Source organism: Amycolatopsis sp. NPDC043889, from assembly GCF_056435645.1.
Map to the genome: position 1 here is coordinate 942303 of NZ_JBWKEC010000001.1, position 18108 is coordinate 960410.

At 68.2% G+C, this 18108-nt stretch carries 18 protein-coding genes; 15 read left to right on the forward strand and 3 right to left on the reverse strand.

What is annotated here, in order from left to right; translation table 11 throughout:
- Position 1 precedes the first annotated feature (1 nt).
- The gene (gene recR, locus AC0685_RS04800; RefSeq protein ID WP_005166260.1) at positions 2-598 is read left to right on the forward strand and encodes a recombination mediator RecR; all 597 of its coding nucleotides are present in this window, start codon (positions 2-4) and stop codon (positions 596-598) included.
- An 84-nt stretch (positions 599-682) separates the two neighbouring features.
- Here recR and AC0685_RS04805 read toward each other — a convergent pair whose 3' ends face one another.
- A complete protein-coding gene (locus AC0685_RS04805) occupies positions 683-1795 on the reverse strand; it encodes a UDP-N-acetyl glucosamine 2-epimerase (RefSeq protein WP_457959305.1) in 1113 nt (370 codons plus the stop codon).
- Positions 1796-1856: 61 nt separating this feature from the next.
- On the opposite strand from AC0685_RS04805, the gene AC0685_RS04810 reads away from it, so the two are divergent.
- From AC0685_RS04810 to AC0685_RS04865, 12 genes are all read left to right on the forward strand, one after another.
- The gene (locus AC0685_RS04810; RefSeq protein WP_478224310.1) at positions 1857-2873 is read left to right on the forward strand and encodes a glycosyltransferase family 2 protein; all 1017 of its coding nucleotides are present in this window, start codon (positions 1857-1859) and stop codon (positions 2871-2873) included.
- Positions 2870-4168 (forward strand): polysaccharide biosynthesis protein, encoded by a 1299-nt coding sequence (locus tag AC0685_RS04815; RefSeq protein WP_478224311.1) that lies wholly within the window; start codon positions 2870-2872, stop codon positions 4166-4168. The genes AC0685_RS04810 and AC0685_RS04815 overlap by 4 nt, the downstream gene beginning before the upstream one ends.
- A gap of 71 nt (positions 4169-4239) precedes the next feature.
- Complete coding sequence (locus AC0685_RS04820; RefSeq protein WP_478224312.1) at positions 4240-6219, forward strand: DUF6541 family protein; 1980 nt, start codon at positions 4240-4242, stop codon at positions 6217-6219.
- Between the two features lie 59 nt (positions 6220-6278).
- Positions 6279-6980 (forward strand): glycosyltransferase family 2 protein, encoded by a 702-nt coding sequence (locus tag AC0685_RS04825; protein ID WP_257489823.1) that lies wholly within the window; start codon positions 6279-6281, stop codon positions 6978-6980.
- Between the two features lie 12 nt (positions 6981-6992).
- On the forward strand, positions 6993-7430 hold the full coding sequence (locus tag AC0685_RS04830; RefSeq protein WP_016337936.1) for a DUF2304 domain-containing protein: 438 nt from the start codon (positions 6993-6995) through the stop codon (positions 7428-7430).
- Between the two features lie 29 nt (positions 7431-7459).
- Positions 7460-7975, forward strand: a complete 516-nt coding sequence (locus AC0685_RS04835; RefSeq protein WP_478224466.1) for a uridine kinase family protein — start codon at positions 7460-7462, stop codon at positions 7973-7975.
- 385 nt (positions 7976-8360) lie between these two features.
- The gene (locus AC0685_RS04840) at positions 8361-10034 is read left to right on the forward strand and encodes an ABC transporter substrate-binding protein (RefSeq protein ID WP_478224313.1); all 1674 of its coding nucleotides are present in this window, start codon (positions 8361-8363) and stop codon (positions 10032-10034) included.
- Between the two features lie 87 nt (positions 10035-10121).
- Positions 10122-11123 carry an ABC transporter permease gene (locus tag AC0685_RS04845; protein WP_063275656.1) on the forward strand — a complete coding sequence of 334 codons (1002 nt, stop codon included), beginning with the start codon at positions 10122-10124 and terminating at the stop codon, positions 11121-11123.
- Positions 11120-12055: an ABC transporter permease gene (locus tag AC0685_RS04850; protein WP_034314615.1), complete on the forward strand. Its 936-nt coding sequence runs from the start codon at positions 11120-11122 to the stop codon at positions 12053-12055. The genes AC0685_RS04845 and AC0685_RS04850 overlap by 4 nt, the downstream gene beginning before the upstream one ends.
- 7 nt (positions 12056-12062) lie before the next feature.
- Complete coding sequence (locus AC0685_RS04855; protein WP_340686321.1) at positions 12063-13058, forward strand: ABC transporter ATP-binding protein; 996 nt, start codon at positions 12063-12065, stop codon at positions 13056-13058.
- A complete protein-coding gene (locus AC0685_RS04860) occupies positions 13055-14173 on the forward strand; it encodes an ABC transporter ATP-binding protein (protein ID WP_478224314.1) in 1119 nt (372 codons plus the stop codon). Before AC0685_RS04855 ends, AC0685_RS04860 begins: the two co-directional genes overlap by 4 nt.
- A gap of 130 nt (positions 14174-14303) precedes the next feature.
- Complete coding sequence (locus AC0685_RS04865; protein WP_478224315.1) at positions 14304-14945, forward strand: SDR family oxidoreductase; 642 nt, start codon at positions 14304-14306, stop codon at positions 14943-14945.
- On the opposite strand, the gene AC0685_RS04870 is transcribed toward AC0685_RS04865, so the two are convergent.
- Positions 14938-15501 (reverse strand): CGNR zinc finger domain-containing protein, encoded by a 564-nt coding sequence (locus AC0685_RS04870; RefSeq protein ID WP_478224316.1) that lies wholly within the window; start codon positions 15499-15501, stop codon positions 14938-14940. The genes AC0685_RS04865 and AC0685_RS04870 overlap by 8 nt on opposite strands.
- 88 nt (positions 15502-15589) lie before the next feature.
- Between AC0685_RS04870 and AC0685_RS04875 the strand changes: the two genes are divergently transcribed.
- Positions 15590-16288 carry an SDR family oxidoreductase gene (locus tag AC0685_RS04875; protein WP_478224317.1) on the forward strand — a complete coding sequence of 233 codons (699 nt, stop codon included), beginning with the start codon at positions 15590-15592 and terminating at the stop codon, positions 16286-16288.
- A gap of 183 nt (positions 16289-16471) precedes the next feature.
- Positions 16472-17206, forward strand: a complete 735-nt coding sequence (erm, locus tag AC0685_RS04880; protein WP_478224318.1) for a 23S ribosomal RNA methyltransferase Erm — start codon at positions 16472-16474, stop codon at positions 17204-17206.
- Here the strand turns inward: erm and AC0685_RS04885 are convergent.
- On the reverse strand, positions 17109-18032 hold the full coding sequence (locus tag AC0685_RS04885; RefSeq protein ID WP_478224319.1) for an EamA family transporter: 924 nt from the start codon (positions 18030-18032) through the stop codon (positions 17109-17111). The two genes, erm and AC0685_RS04885, sit on opposite strands and share 98 nt — an antisense overlap.
- Positions 18033-18108: the final 76 nt, after the last annotated feature.

The following is an 18108-nucleotide window of genomic DNA, read 5'->3' on the forward strand; positions in this document are numbered from 1 at the left end:
CTTGTACGAGGGTGTCGTCCAGGATCTGATCGACGAACTCGGGCGGTTGCCCGGCGTCGGTCCCAAGAGCGCGCAGCGGATCGCCTTCCACCTGCTGGCCGCCGATCCCGCGGATATCGCGCGCCTGCAGGAAGTGCTCGGCAAGGTCAAAGAAGGCGTGCAGTTCTGCGAGGTCTGCGGCAACGTCTCGGAGCAGGAGACCTGCCGGATCTGCCGCGACACCCGCCGCGATCTCACGGTCATCTGCGTGGTCGAGGAGCCAAAGGACGTACTGGCGGTCGAGCGGACGCGCGAGTTCAAGGGCCGCTACCACGTGCTCGGCGGCGCGCTGGACCCGTTGTCCGGCATCGGACCCGAGCAGCTGCGCATGCGGGAGCTGCTCGCGCGGATCGGTGGCGCGGAGATCAGCGAGATCATCATCGCGACCGATCCGAACACCGAAGGCGAAGCGACCGCGACGTACCTCGTGCGGATGCTTCGCGACTTCCCCGGGCTGACCGTGACGAGGCTGGCGTCGGGTCTGCCGATGGGCGGTGACCTGGAGTTCGCGGACGAGCTGACGCTGGGCCGGGCGCTCTCGGGCCGGCGGGCTCTCTAGTCCCCCGATGCTATGAAAGGTCCTTTCCTCGCAAATTTTGCGAGGAAAGGACCTTTCATAGCGTTCGTAAGCGAGCGCGAAGCGTCAGCAGTAGCCCAGCCGCGCCAGCGTGTCGACGATGATCTCCGACGGGTGGAACTTGTCGACCCAGGACTCGCCGCGGCGGTTCTGGTAGGTGTCGAGGAAGTTCTGCAGCTTGTCCCCGCGCATCTCGGTCAGCACGACGGTCTCGCCGAGGTGCTGCGGCGTCTCGGTGCGCTCGCGGTGCACGGCGCACGGCAGGCCGAGGTAGTAGCACTCGGCCGACAGGCCACCCGAGTCGGTGACGACGTACTCGGCGCGCGCGACCAGCGGCAGGAACTTCAGGTACCGCATCTTCGGCTGGATGATGAAGTTCTTCTCGTCGAAGAGGTTCGCCAGGCCGAGCGAACGGATCTTCTCCCGCTCGGGCGCGCCCGCCATGTAGAGGATCGGCATCTGCTTGCTCTGCTCGCGCAGGATCTCCAGCGCCTCGCGGTACTTCTCCGCGCGCGAGACCAGTTCGAACCGGTGCAGGGTGGCGAGGCCGAACTTCTCCGGCAGGCCCTCGACGTCGAGCGGCCCGTTGATGGCCATCCGCATCGCGTCGATCGCGGTGTTCGCCTCGGTGTCGACGACGACGCCGCGCGCGTTGCGGAGGTTGTTCACCTCACGCGCGCTCGGCGCGAAGTGCATGTCGACGATCTTCGCGGCGATCTTCCGGTTCAGCTCCTCCGGCAGCGGCGACATGATGCTGCCCGACCGCGCGCCCGCCTCGACGTGCCCGACCCGCGACTTGAGGATCCGCTTCCCGATGAGCGAGCCGTACGGCGTGGTGAAGGTGTCGCCGTGCACCAGCACCAGCGGCGGACGCCCGTCCTCGACCAGCGCGGCCTTCAGTTCGGCGCGGCGGCTCCACGCGGTCCGCAGCACCTGCGCGGCCCAGCCCGGCACCTGCGCGGGCGACTCCAGGTTGTGCGCCTTCTCCTTCGGCACGAGCCAGACGTCGGGCTCCGGGAGGTTCAGGTCGGCGAGAACGTCCGAGACCTCGTCGACGTGCTGCGCGGTGAACCAGATCTTCGGCCGGACCCCGCGTTCGAGGATGCCGTGGTAGACCGGCGCGATTTTGATCAGTTCCGCCGTGGTGCCGAGAATGAAGGAAATCACCGGAAGAGCCATTCTGTCGGGGTCTGCGGTGCCCGAAGGATACTGGTGGGCCGCGCAAGGTAGCCTCGCCGGGGTGAGTGCGAATTCGCTCCTCCCGGCCCTGTCCGTCGTGATCCCCGTCTACAACGAGCAGGACTGGATCGATCGCAGTGTCGGCGCGCTGATCGCGTCGGCGCAGTCGGCGAACTGGCCGGTCGAGGTAGTCGTGGTCGACGACGGCAGCACCGACGGCACCGGCGCAAAGCTCGCCAAGCTGCGGGAGCTGTACGGCATCACCGTCCTCACCCAGCCGAACAGCGGCCGGTTCGAAGCCCGCCGCGCGGGGATCGCGAAGGCGTCCGGGCGGCAGATCCTGCTGCTCGACAGCCGCGTGATCGTGGATTCCGGTTCGCTCACCTTCCTTCGCGACCAGCTCGTCGACCATCCCGGGCGCACCGTGTGGAACGGTCACATCGACGTCGCGTCCGAACACAATCCGTATGCGGGATTCATGGCGGGACTGGTCAAGATCCCGTGGCGCCGTTATTGCGCGAACCCGCGGTTGATGTCGTTCGGTATCGAGGAGTTCGACGTCTTCCCCAAAGGCACCGGATTCTTTTCCGCGCCGAAGGACGTTCTCGAGGATTCGTCCAACGCGTTCGAGTCACTCTTCGAAGACGTCCGTTTCGCCAGTGACGACACGGGTGTTCTGCGCTGGATCGCGGAACGCCACCGCATCTTCCTCGCGCCCGAGTTCTCCGCGACCTACCACGGCCGCGATTCGTTCAAGAAGTTCGTCGGGCAGTCGTATTTCCGCGGCACCACGTTCGTCGATTCGTATCTCGCGTCGCCCGGGCCCGCGCGCAACGGCCTGTTCGCCGCGATGGCCGTCGGCGTGCTCGGCCTCGGTGTCGCCGCGAAGCGGCCGAAGACCGCCGTCGCGCTGGCCGCCGCGGGGTCGACGGCCGCCGGGTTCGCGGTGACGAAGTTCGGCGCGACCAAGGCCGAGGCCAAGGCCGTCGCCCAGCTCACCCCGGTGTTCGCCGCCGGCTTCGGGGCCGGGGCGCTCCGCGGCCTGTTCATGGCGCTGCGGGCCCGGCTGCGTCGATGAGCAGCACGGTGAGCAGCGAAAAACTGGCCAAGGACACCGGGAAATCCGCCGGTCGCATCGGTGTCTACCTGCTGATCGCCATCGCGCTCGGCTACGTCCTCACCGTCGTCTGGGGCCGGACGCTGTCGACGGCCGACAACGCGGTCCTGCTCTCCTTCTGGGGCATGCTGATGGGGCTGGGCGCCGCCCTGTCCCCGCTCGAACAGGAGATCTCGCGCCAGTCCGCGCACGCCGCGCTCGCCGGTCGCAAGGCGGGCCGCCCGGCGGTGATCGCCTTCGTCACCAGCCTGGTCGCGGTCGCCGTAGCGGCCCTGTTCACGCTCATCCCGCCGGTGACCGACAAGGTCTACGGCGGTCAGTTCGCGCTCGCGGTGATCGTGCTCGCGGGCGGGCTGTCGTTCGCCTTCCAGTTCGCCGCGCGAGGCCTGCTGATCGGCCAGGACCACGTCCGGTCCTACTCGTGGCTGATCCTGGTCGAGGCCGCCGTGCGGATCCTCGTGGTCGCCGCGCTGGTGGTCGCGGGGCTCACCCAGCTGTACTGGTTCGCCATCGCCGCCGCGACCGGCTCGTTCGCCTGGCTGCTGTTCGCCCGCGGCGCCGCCAAGCTGGTCGATCCCAAGCTCGAAGCCGACGTGCCCGCGAAGCCGATCGTCAAGAACATGCTGATGCTCCTCGCGGGCGCGGGGCTCACCGCGAGCGTCATCACCGGGTATCCGGCACTGGTCAGCCTGCTCGCGCCCGGCGGTGACAAGGACAAGCTCGGCGTGCTCTTCGTCGCCCTGTTCGTGGCCAGGACGCCGCTCACGCTGATGGCGCCGGTCCAGGCCCTCGCGGTCCCGACCGTGGTCCGCCTGTCCAGCACCGAGGAGGGCAAGCACCGGCTGCGGAGGCTGCTCGCGCTCGGCTCGGCCGGCGCGCTGGCGCTCGCGGCGCTCGGCGCGCTGATCGGCTGGCTGATCGGCCCGTGGGTGGTGCGCCTGGTCTACAGCGCCAAGAACGATCCCGAAGCCTGGTGGATGGCCGGACTGGTCTGGTCGTCGGTTCTGCTGGCCGCGATGCAGCTGCTCGCCGCCGTCCTCGTCGCGCAGGCCAAGGCCACGAAGGTGCTGATCACCTGGGCGGCGGTCGTCGTCGCGACCGCGCTGGTCCTGCTGTTCTTCCCCGGCGACACGGTCGTGCGCGCCGTCGTCGGCCTCGCCGCAGGACCGACCGTCGGCCTGCTGGTCGTCATGGCGTTCGTGGTGAGGGGCACCCCCGCGACGGGCAACGCGCGACCTTCCGAAACGTCTCGATAGTGTGGCCGCGCATCGCGCGCCGCGAACGAGGTGGCGTCCTTGACGCCGAATAGGGTTGGACAGCGAATTCGATGAACGTTCTTTTGGTCTTGCTGGCGTTCTGGCTGCCGGGGCTCGTCTTCGGTGCCGCCATCAGGTTGCGCGGCTGGACGCTCGCCGCCGCGGCCCCGCTGCTGACCTTCGGTCTCGTCGCCATCGGCATCCCGATCCTCGGCCGCTTCGGCATCCGCTGGACCATGCTGAACGTCGGCCTCTGGGTCCTGCTGCTGTCCGTCGTCGGTTTCGCCCTGTCGTTCCTCGTCCTCCGCTTCACCGCGAAGCGGCACCCCGAGTGGGCCGAGGACGAAGACGACGACGAGACGAAGCGCTCCCTGCGCGACCACCTGCTGATCGGCGCCGGTGTCGTGGTCGGCCTCGGCGTCGGCACGGTGACCTTCCTGCGCGGCTCGCACTCACTGGAGAACGTCCAGCAGGGCTGGGACGCACCGTTCCACGGCAACCTGGTGCGCTGGATCGCCGAGCACGGCGACGCGCGCGCGTCGACCGTCGGCACCATCGCGAACCTGCCGAACCAGCACGACTACTTCTATCCGGACACCTATCACGCGCTGCTCGCCCTGATCTTCGGCAAGGGCGGCCTGACGATGATGCCGACGCTGAACCTGGCGGCGCTCGCGGTCGTGCTGACCGTCCCGGTCGGGGTCGCGGCGATGTGCCGCGCCTGGCGCATGCCGGTCCTCGCGACCGCCGCCGCCGCGGCCGTGTCCACCTGGTTCACCGCGTTCCCGTACGACTCGCTGTGGCGCGGCCCGCTGTGGCCGTACGTCGCCGGGGTGGCGCTCGTGCCCGCCATGCTCGCGCTCGCCCGCCTGCTGCTCAAGCCGAACGGCGTCGCCGGACCGCTCGCGATCGGCGTCGGCGTCGCCGGCCTGGCCGGCCTGCACACCAGCCTGATCTTCGTGATCATGGTCTACTTCCTGCTGATCCTGCTCGCGGTGCTGTTCCGCTTCGAGAAGATCGGCTGGCGCCGCAGCGCCGCCTCGCTGGTGGCCACGGTCGTGATGGCGGTCGTGCTCGGCGTCCCGCAGGTCCTTCCCGCGCTCTACAACGCCGGTGGTGTGACGAGCGCGTTCTGGGCCTCGGAGACCAGCGTGTCCGGCGCGCTCGGGCAGACGATCACGTTCTCGCCGATGGCGTCGTTCCCGCAGTGGTGGATCGGCATCCCGGCGATCATCGGGGTGTTCCTCCTGGTCAAGCACCGGCGGATGCTCTGGATGGTCGGCGCGTACGTCGTGCTCGGCGGCCTGTTCGCCGCGACGATCTCGCTGGAGACCCCGCTCATCCACACCCTGACCGGCGTGTTCTACAACGACCACTGGCGGATCGGCGCGCTCGTGCCGCTGGCGGGCGCCGTCGCGTTCGGCGAGTTCGTGCACACCGCGTCCGGCAAGTTCGCCGAGAAGATCGGCGAGCGGAAACCGAACCTGAACCCGTTCACCGCGGCCGTCGCCGGCGCGCTGGTGGTCGGCCTGGTCGTCGCGGTGCTGAGCAAGGGCGGCTACATCGGCCGCAACTCCGCACGGCTCGCGATGAACTACGGCCCGGACGGTCCCTCGGTCAGCAAGGGCGAGGAAGAGGCCTACGCCTGGCTCGGGAAGCACGTCGTACCGGGCGAGCGGGTGATGAACGACAAGGCCGACGGCTCGGTGTGGCTGTACGCGCTCGCGGGGGTTCAGCCGGTCGAGTGGACCAACTACGGCGCCGAGTTCACCACCAAGGCGGGCTGGCTCAGCGTGTTCCTCAACGACCTCAACCGCGAGCCGCGTGTGCGCGAGGCGCTCACCGACCTCAAGGTGCGCTACGTGCTGGTCGGCAAGGGCAAGGTGGCCCCCAACGCGCAGTCCGCGGTGGGTCTCCAGCGCCTCGACATCACTCCGGGTTTCAAGCGCGTCTTCCACAACCTCGACGCGTCGGTTTACGAAATCGAAGGTCAGCAAGGTGTGGTCGCCGCCGGCGCCCCCGCCGGGTCCGACACCGCTCACGGCCAGTAAGAAGATAGAGTGATCCAGTGTCCAGTACGTCCGTGACCACCCGCCGCGTACTCATCGTGATGCCCGCTCTGAACGAGCAGGCCAGTGTCGGCGCGGTCATTTCCCAGGTCAAGCAGTCCTTGCCGGGCATGGACGTGCTGGTGGTCGACGACGGCTCGTCCGACGACACGGCCAAGCTCGCCCGTGCGGCGGGCGCGGAGGTGGCCCGCCTGGCGGTGAACCTCGGCGTCGGCGGGGCGATGCGCACCGGCTTCCGGTACGCGGCCGCCCGCGGCTACGACGTCGTCGTCCAGGTGGACGCGGACGGTCAGCACGATCCCGACGAGGTCGCCGCCCTGCTGGACGCGCTCGACGACGCCGACATCGCGATCGGCTCGCGGTTCGCGGGCAAGGGTTCGTACAAGGCGAGCGGCCCGCGGAAATACGCGATGGTCGCGCTCTCGGTCGTTTTCTCCCGGCTCGGGAAGACCAAGCTCACCGACGTGACCTCCGGGTTCAAGGCGATGGGCCCGCGCGCGATCAAACTGTTCGCCGCGTACTACCCGGCCGAATACCTCGGCGACACGGTCGAATCGCTGGTGATGGCGATCCGCGCCGAACTGAAGATCAAGGAAATCCCGGTGATCATGCGCGAACGGGCGGCCGGAACGCCGAGCCATTCGCCGGTGAAATCGGCCATCTACCTCGGCCGCGCCGGACTCGCCCTGCTGCTGGCGCTGGTGCGCCGCCGTCCCGCCGTCGACTCGTCGGATTCGGCGTAAAAGGAGCTGATTATGGCTGGCTGGCGCATTCTCAGCATCGTCGTCGCCTGTCTCGTGCTGTTCGTCGTCCTCGAGATGATGCGACGGCGGAAACTGCGGGAAAAGTACGCGGGTGTCTGGCTCGTCCTCGCCGTCGGCGTGGTCGTGCTCGCCCTCGTTCCGCAGGCCGCCGACTTCATGGCACGGATAACCGGCGTGCAGACGCCGTCGAACTTCGTATTCCTCTTGGCCGGCGTGGTGCTGGCGCTGGTCGCGTTGCATCTGTCGACCGAAGTCGGGCATCTCGAAGAAGAGGTCCGGACCTCCGTCGAGGAGATCGCGCTGCTCCGCTGCGAACTCGCCGACGCCCAGCGTGACCTGGAAGAACGGGTCGCCGCGCTCGAAGCCAGGACGGCCACGCCCGACAACGTCAAGGGGCTCCCCGAAGTGAGCCCCGCACGCGCACGCTGATCGACGCCCTTCTCGCGGCCCCGCCGAGGCTGGGCGCCGTCCGCGTGCTGGCCGTCGACGGCCCGTCCGGCTCCGGGAAGTCCACGCTGGCCGGGAAGATCGTGGCCGAACTGGCCGGTCGTGGTGTCCGGGTGGCGCTGGTGAGCACCGACGAGTTCGCCACCTGGGACGAACCCGTTTCGTGGTGGCCGCGGCTGGAGACCGGTGTCCTGGAACCGCTGCGCGCGGGAAGGGTCGGCCGGTACCGGCGAGTGGACTGGTCCAGTGGCGTCCCACTGCCGGGTGAAGAGATCGACATCCCGGTCCCCGAGGTGCTGGTGCTGGAGGGCGTTTCCAGCGGCCGCGCGCGGATGCGGCCCGCGTTGTCCCTGCTGACCTGGCTGGACGGCGGGAGCGAGGCCGAACGGCTGGACCGCGGCGTCGAGCGTGACGGCGAGGGGTCCCGGGCGGAACTGCGGCGCTGGCAGTTGTTCGAGCGCGGGTGGTTCGCGGTCGACGGGACCCGGGCCGCGGCGGATCGCGTGATCACCCCTCTGGAGTGGTAAGGCCCGTGCCGAGTGGCGGTATCGGTACAGGCGGTCGTGAGTGATAAGGACGGTTAGAACCGGCCTTACCACTCACGAGAGGCGGCCCGATACCCGCGAATGTCCTGTTTTGTCAGTGACCCATTGGTTGTAGCGGTAAGCACCCATTTGAGTCAGTGACCCGGCACTCTGCGCGTTAGTGGTCCGGAATTGATTACACTCCGTCCGGAATTGCGGACACTTTGCGGTCGTATTGGCCGTCGTGTAGCGCGATCGTAACCTCGCGTGCTTAAGTGCGGGCTGAGTTCCCGCTAGTGTCGGCGGGCACACCGATCGTCCGTGGAGCTCGACTTTCCGACCGACCGGACGGTGCCTAAACACCGAAAATCTCCTCAAGGGGTGCCAGATGCAGCAACTGCGGGTGACCCGAGCACGCCGTGTGGCCCTGATCGGGCTTGCCGGCGCACTCGCGGTCTCCATTTCCGCCTGTGCCGAATCGAAGCGTGAAGAAGGCGCAGGGGGTGGCTCGGGAGGCACGATGGTCTTCGGTGCCGCCGGTAACCCGAAGACGTTCGACCCGCTCTTCAACGACGACGGTGAGACCTTCCGCATCATCCGCCAGATGATGGACACGCTGATCATGAACAAGCCGGGGACCGCGGACCTCGAGCCTGGTCTGGCGGAGAAGTGGGAAGGCAGCAACGAAGGCAAGACCTGGACCTTCACCCTGAAGAAGGGTGTCAAGTTCCACGACGGCACCCCGTTCAACGCCGAGGCGGTCTGCTTCAACTTCAACCGCATGTACAACATGAAGGGCGCCGCCGCCCAGAGCCAGATGATCTACTACGGCGACGTCTTCGAAGGCTTCGCCAAGAACGAGGGCGACGCTTCCGGTGACCCGGTCTTCAAGGACTGCCAGGTCAAGGACGAGTCCACCGCCGTCCTCAACCTGAACAAGGCCAAGGGCGCCTTCCCGGCGGCCTTCACGCTGCCGTCGTTCTCGATCCAGAGCCCGGACGCGCTGAAGAAGTACAACGCCGACGCCGTCACCCAGAGCGGTGACTCGTTCTCCTACCCGGAGTACGCGCTGAAGCATCCCACCGGCACCGGCCCGTTCAAGTTCGAGAGCTGGGACCAGGCCAAGGGTGAGATCACGCTGGTCAAGGCCACCGACTCGCCGACCCAGACGGCCAAGCTCGACAAGCTGGTCTTCAAGGTCATCCCGGACGAGAACGCCCGCAAGCAGGCGCTCAAGGCCGGCGACATCCAGGGCTACGACTACCCGTCGCCCGCGGACTACGGCCTGCTGCGCAACGACGGCGAGCAGGTGCTCATCCGCCCGTCGTTCAACGTCCTGTACCTGGGCATCAACCAGAAGAACAACCCGAAGCTGAAGGACCTCAAGGTCCGCCAGGCGCTGGCTTACGGCCTCAACCGTGAGCAGTTCGTGAAGTCGAAGCTCCCCGAGGGCGCCGAGACCGCGACCCAGTTCGTGCCGAAGGCGATCGACGGCTACAACGAGAACGTCACCAAGTACGACTACAACCTTCAGAAGGCGAAAGACCTGCTGAAGGAAGCCGGCGCCGAAGGCATGACCCTGAAGTTCTACTACCCGACCGAGGTCACCCGGCCGTACATGCCGAACCCGGCCGACATCTTCACCTCGCTGTCCGAGGACATGAAGGCCATGGGCATCAAGGTCGAGCCGGTCGCCAAGCCGTGGAACGGTGGCTACAAGGACGACGTCCAGAAGGCGGGCAAGCACGACGTGCACCTGCTCGGCTGGACCGGTGACTACAACGACGCCGGTAACTTCGTCGGTACCTTCTTCGGCCGCGAGAAGCCGGAGTTCGGCTTCGCCAACCCGGAGCTGTTCTCGGCCATCTCGGCCGCGGACGCCGCGCCCGCCGGTGAGGCGCACACCAAGGCGTACCAGGAAGTGAACCAGAAGATCATGGAATACCTGCCCGCCATCCCGATCTCCTACGGCCCCCCGGCGATCGTCGTGGGCCCGAAGGTGAAGGGCCTGGTGGCCAGCCCGCTGACCGACGAGCGCTTCTACACCGTCACGGTCAACTGATCCACCACCACTGAGCCACTAGGGGGTGGGCGCTACCGCGCCCACCCCCTAGTGGCCCATTCCCGGGCTGGCAACAAAGGAACGCACGTGCTCCGTTTTCTCGTGCGTCGGCTGCTACAAGCGATACCGACGCTCTTGATCCTGTCCATTTTGATCTTCGCCTGGCTCCGGTCCCTGCCCGGTGGCCCCGCCGGCGCCCTCCTGGGTGACAAGGCGACCCCGGAGAAGATCGCCGACCTGAACAAGCTCCTCGGCCTCGACGATCCGATTTTCGTCCAGTACTTCAAGTTCCTCGGCCGGGCGATCACCGGCGATTTCGGCAACTCGCTGGTCTCCGCCCAGCCGGTCATGTCGGAGATCGGGAACTTCCTTCCCGCCACGATCGAGCTCGGCTTCTGCGCGATGCTCATCGCGGTGGGCCTCGGCATCCCGTTCGGCTACCTGTCCGCCCGCTTCCGCGGCGGGGCCGTCGACAACGTCATCATCGTGCTCAGCCTGGTCGGCGTCGCCGTCCCGGTGTTCTTCCTCGGCTACATGATGCAGGACCTGCTGGCCGCCCCGCTGGGACTTCCCTCGCAGGGCCGTCAGATGGCCGGTCTCGACGCCACCACCGTCACCGGGTTCGCGGTCTTCGACGGCATCATCACCCAGGAATGGGACGCCGCCTGGGACGCGCTCACCCACCTGATCCTCCCGGCGTTCGCGCTGGCCACGATCCCGCTCGCGGTCATCGTCCGGATCACCCGGGCCTCGGTGCTGGACGTGCTGAACGAGGACTTCATCCGCACGGCCAACTCGAAGGGCCTGACCCAGCCGATCGTGCGGCGCCGTCACGTGCTCCGCAACGGCCTCCTGCCGGTGGTCACCGTCATCGGCCTCCAGACCGGCGCGCTGCTCGGTGGCGCCGTGCTGACCGAGCGGGTGTTCAACTTCCGCGGCCTCGGCTTCCTGCTCGCCGAAGGCATCGAGCGGCGTGACTACCCACGTCTGCAGGCGCTGCTGCTGTTCGGCGCGCTGGTCTACGTGCTGGTGAACATGCTGGTCGATATCTCGTACGGGCTCATCGACCCGAGGGTGCGTGTCCGATGAACACCTTGCTGAACAAGAAGAAGGAGCCGATCGACAAGCTCGCGGCTTCGTCGGCGAAGGGCCACAGCCTCGGTGGCGAGGCGCTGCGCCGGATGATGCGGAGCCCGGTGGCCATCACCGGCGCCGTGATCACCGGCCTGTTCCTGCTGGTGGCGATCTTCGCACCGCTCCTGGCGCCGAAGGATCCCTACGAGCGGTATCTGCAGAGCCAGGTCATCCTCGGCCAGGGCATCATCCCGGGCGCTCAGCCCGGTTTCCCGCTCGGTGTCGACGACTTCGGCCGCGACTACCTTTCGCGGCTGCTGGTCGGCGCGCAGAACACGCTGCTGGTCGGTGTGCTCGCGACGATCATCGGCGTCGTGGTCGGCATGATCATCGGTGGCCTCGCCGGTGCGTTCGGCGGCTGGGTCGACACCGTGCTGATGCGGCTCGTCGACGTCATGCTGTCCGTGCCGTCGCTGCTGCTGGCGATCTCGGTCGCCGCGCTGTTCCAGAAGCCGAGCCAGTGGACCGTGATCGTCGCGGTGTCGATGGTCAGCGTGCCGATCTTCGCGCGGTTGCTGCGCGGTTCGATGCTCGCGCAGAGAAACAGCGACCACGTGCTCGCGGCGACGTCGCTCGGCGTCAAACGCGGGGCGATCGTGTTGCGGCATATGCTGCCCAACTCGCTCGGCCCGGTCATCGTGCAGGCCACGCTGACCCTGGCGACCGCGATCCTCGAGGCGGCGGCGCTGTCGTTCCTCGGTCTCGGCGACCCGGACCCGAACCGGGCGGAATGGGGCATCATGCTGAGCCGCAGCGCTCGGCAGTTCCTCGACATCCGCCCCGAGCTGGCGTACTACCCGGCCATCGCGATCATCATCGTCGCGCTCGGGTTCACGCTGCTCGGCGAGTCCCTGCGGGAAGCCCTCGATCCGAAGAACAGGCGGTGACTTTCTGATGGCACTCCTCGAAGTACGCGACCTCAAGGTCGTTTTCCAGCGACGCGGCGAGAAGCCGTTCACCGCGGTGGACGAGGTCAGTTTCGACGTCGAACCCGGCCAGACGGTCGGTCTCGTCGGTGAGTCCGGTTGCGGCAAGTCCGTGACCTCGCTGGCGATCATGCGGCTGCTCGCGAAACGCGGCAACCAGGTCAGCGGTTCGGTGTCGTTCGAAGGCACGGATCTGCTTCGCCTGTCGGACAAGGAAATGCGGGACCGCCGCGGCCGTGACCTCGGCATGGTGTTCCAGGATCCGCTGTCCTCGCTGAACCCGGTCATCCCGATCGGCCTGCAGATCACCGAGGTGCTGGAGCGGCACCGCGGGATGGCGCGCAAGGCGGCGTCGGTGGAGGCGGCGGAGCTGCTGGACAAGGTCGGCATCCCCGACCCGACGCGGCGGCTTTCCGAGTACCCGCACCAGCTGTCCGGTGGGATGCGGCAGCGTGCGCTGATCGCGATCGCGCTGGCGTGCCGTCCGCGGCTGCTCATCGCCGACGAGCCGACCACCGCGCTCGACGTGACGATCCAGGCGCAGATCCTCGCGCTGCTGCGGGAACTGGTGCAGGACACCGGGACCGCGCTGATCATGATCACGCACGACCTCGGTGTCGTCGCCGGTCTCTGCGACGAGGTAAACGTGCTCTACGGCGGCAAGATCGTCGAGCGGGCGGAGCGGCACTCGCTGTTCGCCGAGCCGCGGCATCCGTACACGCACGGCCTGCTCGCCTCGATCCCGCGGCTCGACGCGGGCCGCGGCGAGAAACTGATCCCCATCAAGGGATCCGTCGCCGACAACATCCCGTGGGACGGCGGCTGCGCCTTCGCGCCCCGCTGCCCGAACGCTCTCGGCGTGTGCCGGGAGGTTTCACCGCAGCTGACCCCCGATCGCGGTGGACTGCTGCGCTGCCACAACCCGGTGATCCCGGCCGTGGCCGCACGAGGAGGGGTCCGATGACGCACGCGGTACCGGAGCAGGAAGTACTGCTCGAGGTCAACGACCTCAAGGTGCACTTCCCGATCAAACGCGGCATCGTGATCGACCGGACGGTCGGGTACGTGTACGCCGTGGACGGCGTCGATCTGGCCATCCGCAGGGGTGAGACCTACGGTCTGGTCGGGGAATCCGGCTGCGGGAAGTCCACTTTGGGCAGGGCGATCCTCCGGCTGACCGAACTGACGAACGGCAACGTCGTCTTCGACGGCACCGACGTCGCGGGCCTCAATGGCGAGGACCTGCGCAAGGCCCGCCGCCGGATGCAGATGGTCTTCCAGGACCCGATGTCCTCTTTGGACCCTCGGCAGTCGGTGGAATCCATTCTGACCGAAGGAATGAAGGCGCACGGCCTCGCCAAGGACAAGGAGGCGACGGCCAAGCGGCTGCGCGAACTCCTCGCCGCCGTCGGTCTTCCGGAGTCCTCGCTGCGGAAGTACCCGCACGAGTTCTCGGGCGGCCAGCGTCAGCGCATCGGGATCGCGCGGGCGCTCGCGGTCGAGCCGGACCTGATCGTCGCCGACGAACCGGTGTCCGCGCTGGACGTCTCGGTGCAGGCGCAGGTGGTCAACCTCCTGGAGGACCTGCAGGAGAAGCTCGGGCTCACGTACCTGGTGATCGCGCACGACCTCGCGGTGGTGCGGCATATCTCCGACCGCATCGGCGTGATGTACCTCGGCTCGCTGGTCGAAGAGGCCGACGCCGACACGCTGTACGAGAACCCGCTGCACCCGTACACGCGGGCGCTGCTTTCGGCGATCCCCGTGCCGGACCCGACGGTGGAGGACAACCGGGAGCAGATCCTGCTCGCCGGCGACCTGCCGTCGCCGGCGCGGCCGCCGTCCGGCTGCCGGTTCCACACGCGATGCCCGTGGAAACAGCAGAGCCTGTGCGACACCGACCGCCCGCAGTTGCGGGAGATCGGCGCCGGGCACCGGGTCGCCTGCCACTACGCGGAGGACATCCGCGACGGGCGGATCAAACCGCACGAGGTCAAGGCGGAACTCGTCGGAGCCGGGGAGCTGAACCCCGACGTCGGCGGGCTGCCGGACGTCGGCTCGGCGGCGGAGATCCTCTAGTCCCGCTTGAAGTACATGAAGGCCCCCTTCCTTGCGCCTGCGTACAGGAAGGGGGCCTTCCTGTACTTCCCGCATTTAGAGGACTAAACGCGGGCAGGCGCGGAAGGCCGCCTTCGGGCAGACTCGTGTCATGCGGGTCACAGTGCTGGGAGCGTCGGGGCGGACGGGGATCCACGTGGTCCGGCTTCTGCGGGGCCGAGGCCATCAGGTGCGGGCGGGGCTGCGCAGTCGTCGCCGCGCGGAGGAGGTCGCCGGTCTCGGCGCCGAAACCGTGGTCGCGGACGTCACCGCGGACGCGGAAGACCTCGTCGAGGCGCTCGCCGGTTCCGAGGTGGTGATCAGCGCGATCGGCGCACCCGATCCCGATCAGGCCTCCGTCGACCTCGTCGACCGCGACGGCGTGATCACCGCGATCCGCGCCGCCGAGAAGGCCGGTGTCTCGCGGTTCGTGCAGCTTTCCGCGCAGTTCGCGGATTCGCCGGACCAGGGCGATCGCCTGGTGCGGTCGATCCTGATGGCGAAGCAGATCTCCGACAGTGTCCTGCGGCGCTCCAGCCTGAACTGGACGATCGTCCGGCCCGGCACGCTCACCGACGACCAGCCCACCGGCCGCGTCAAGCTCGGCGGTCACCTCGAACCGGGCCGCGTCTCCCGCGCGGACGTCGCCGCCGTCCTGGTCGCCACGCTGGAGGAGCCGCTCACCGAGAACCAGGGTTTCGACGTCATCGGCGGCGAGATCCCGATCCCCTCGGCGCTGGCTTCGTTCAGCTGAGCGCTCTCTTCCGCTCCCGGGCCGCCCGCAGGTTGGCGACGTTCCCGCAGGTGCGCACGTCGTGCCAGACCCCGCTGTTGTTGCGCGAGACGTCGTAGAAGGCCGAACGGCAGCCGTCGAGACGGCACAGTTTCAGCCGCGGCCAGATCCCGGCCTGCTGCGCGAGCAGCGTCTCCGTCCACAGCGCCGACGCGAGCCACTGCCGTCCGGTACCGGACGGGAACAGCCGGACGACGCCGTCCCGCAGCGTCAGATCCGCCTTGACCGGTTTGCCGAAGTCAGCGTCCCCGTCTTCCACGAGCGAAACGAAGGTCTCTCGCAGGTCGCGAAGCGCGCGAAGGTCGCCTGGCCCCAGCGTGATCTCGGGCACCTCGGCGTCCCGTGCCCGCGACCATTCCGCCAGCGCCTCGGCGGCCCAAGGCCGCGTCAGGTCGGTGTCGTTCAGCAGGTCGAGGCCGTAGGTCTTGATCGCCTTCGTGTTGAGGAAGTCCTGAACGAGCGCCAGCCCCGAGGGGGCGGTGCGTAACCGGTATCGGTCCGTCGCGGTCCATGACATAGGTCAAGCGTACTTGACTCTGTCGGCGCGCGTCGCCATGCTGACGACAGAGGCAAACAATAAACACTTCTGTCAAGGGAGCACAGTCATGACCTCCATCGAAGGCGCCGTCGCCCTGGTCACCGGCGGGCAGCGCGGGCTCGGCAAGGCGTTCGTCGCCGAACTGCTGGCCCGCGGTGCCGCCAAGGTCTACGCGACCGCCAGGTCGCCGCGCGAGGAGACCGACCCGCGGATCGTCCCGCTCCCGCTCGACGTCACCGACCCCGAATCCGTCCGCGCGCTGGCGGAGAAGGCGGGCGACGCCACGATCGTCTTCAACAACGCCGGAGTCCTCGGCCTCGGTTCGCTGTTGACCGATGACGTCGACGCGCACCGCCCGGTCTTCGAAACGAACGTCTTCGGCGCGCTGCGGATCGCGCAAGCGTTTGCGCCGCAGCTCAAGGGCGGCGGAGCGCTGGTCAACGTGCATTCCATCCTGTCGTGGGCGGCCGGCTCGGGCTCCTACGGCGCGTCGAAGGCGGCCTTCTGGTCTCTCACGAATTCGCTCCGCATCGAGTTCGCCGACCGGGGCACACAGGTCGTCGGCGTCCACCTCGGCTACACCGACACCGACATGACCCAGGGCCTCGACATCCCCAAGAACGACCCGCGCGACGTCGCCCGCCAGGTCGTCGACGGGCTGGAGAAGGGCGAGACCGAGGTGCTCACCGACGACCTCACCCGCCACGTCAAGGCCGCGCTGTCCGGCCCGGTCGAGCACCTCGGCACCAGCCGGATCGGCGCGTAGAAAACGATTGGCGTGAGGCCTCCGGCCCGAGGTAGTTTCGCCGCCATGTGTGCTTCCGCGTTCACCAGGACCCGCCGCAACTAGCGGCGGATCCCCGGCGTCAAGCAAGGAACCGCCGCCCGAGCGAGTCATCGCCGGGCAGGCCTCGTGCTGCCCGGCTCACCTCGAAGCCGCGGAGATCCCTTGCGCACACAGCGTCCTGGCCGTCATGAACTCGGCCAGAACTTCCTCATCGACCGGAACATCATCGAAACCGTCGTGAAGCTCGTCGACGGTACGGACGGGCCGGTCATCGAATTCGGCACCGGCGACGGCGCGCTGACCTTGCCGCTCGAACGGCTCGGCAGGCCACTGACCGGCGTCGAGGTCGACGACCGCCGAGCCGCCCGGCTGGCGGGCCGCGTCCAGCCCTCGACGAAGATCGTCACCGCGGACTACCTGCGGTTCCCCCTGCCGAAGACGCCACACGTACTGGTCGGCAATCTGCCGTTCCACCTGACCACCGCGACCCTGCGTCACGTCCTCGCCGCTCCCGGTTGGACGGACGCCGTCCTGCTCATGCAGTGGGAGGTGGCGCGCCGCCGGGCCGGGGTCGGTGGCGCGACCATGATGACCGCGCAGTGGTGGCCGTGGTTCGACTTCCGGCTGGCGGGGCGGGTGCCCGCCACGGCGTTCCGCCCGAAACCCGGTGTCGACGGCGGTCTGCTCACCATGACCCGCCGCGAGCGTCCGCTCGTCGAAGCCGCGGATCGTGTGCGCTACCAGGACTTCGTACGGCGGGTGTTCACCTGTCCCGGCAAGGAGGTCGTGCCCAAAAGCCTCACCGCACACCAGTGGGCTGAGGCGTTTCGGCTTCGGCGAGGAAATCCGGTTCGCGCGCGCGGCGCTTCGTCGAACCGAACAGGACGCCGCCGATGACCACGGCCGCCGCGAGGATCTCTGCCAGTGAGGGGCGTTCGTCGAGGACCAGGAACGCCATCGACAGTCCGACGACCGGCACCAGCAGGGAGAACGGCGCGACCACGCCCGCGGGGTTGCGGCGCATCAGCGACGTCCAGATCCCGGAGCCGACGATCGTGCCGAACAGCACCACGTAGGCGAGGCCGCCGAGGCCGATCAGCCCGGTGGTGGTGCCGAGGGTGCTCAGCGAGTGTCCGATCTCGGCGGGGCCCTCCATGACCAGCGACAGCGCGAACATCGGCAGCGGCGGCACCACGGACATCCAGAGGACGAAGTTCAGCGGGTTGTCCGGTGCCGCCTGCCGGGTGCTCAGGTTGCCGAACGCCCAGCTCAGGGCGCCGAGGAGGGTCAGGATCACCGGCAGCAGGGCGGCGTTCCCGGCCTGCTGCCAGGCGATCGTCGCCATCCCGGCGACGGCGAGCAGGATGCCGGTGAGCTGCCGTCCGGACACGCGTTCACGCAGGAAGACGGCGCCGAGCAGGACGGTGAACGGCGCCGACGCCTGCAGCACCAGCGACGCGAGACCGGTCGGCATACCGGTGTCCATCGCGATGAAGAGGAACACGAACTGCCCGGTGCCGAAGCCCAGCCCGTAGCCGAGCAGGTGGCGGATCTTCACCTTCGGCCACGGCACGAACAGGATCGTCGGGATGGCGATGACCGCGAAGCGCAGCCCGCCGGCGAAGACGGGCGGGAACTGGCCGAGAGTGGCGTGGATGGCGAGGAAGTTGCAGCCCCAGAGGACGGCGACGAACAGGGCGAGCAGACGATCGCGGGCGGGCATGTCTTCACTCTTACGTGGTGCGACCCTTTAGGACCAGCGAGAATATTTGCAGCGATCGTTCAGTTCGGCTTCACAT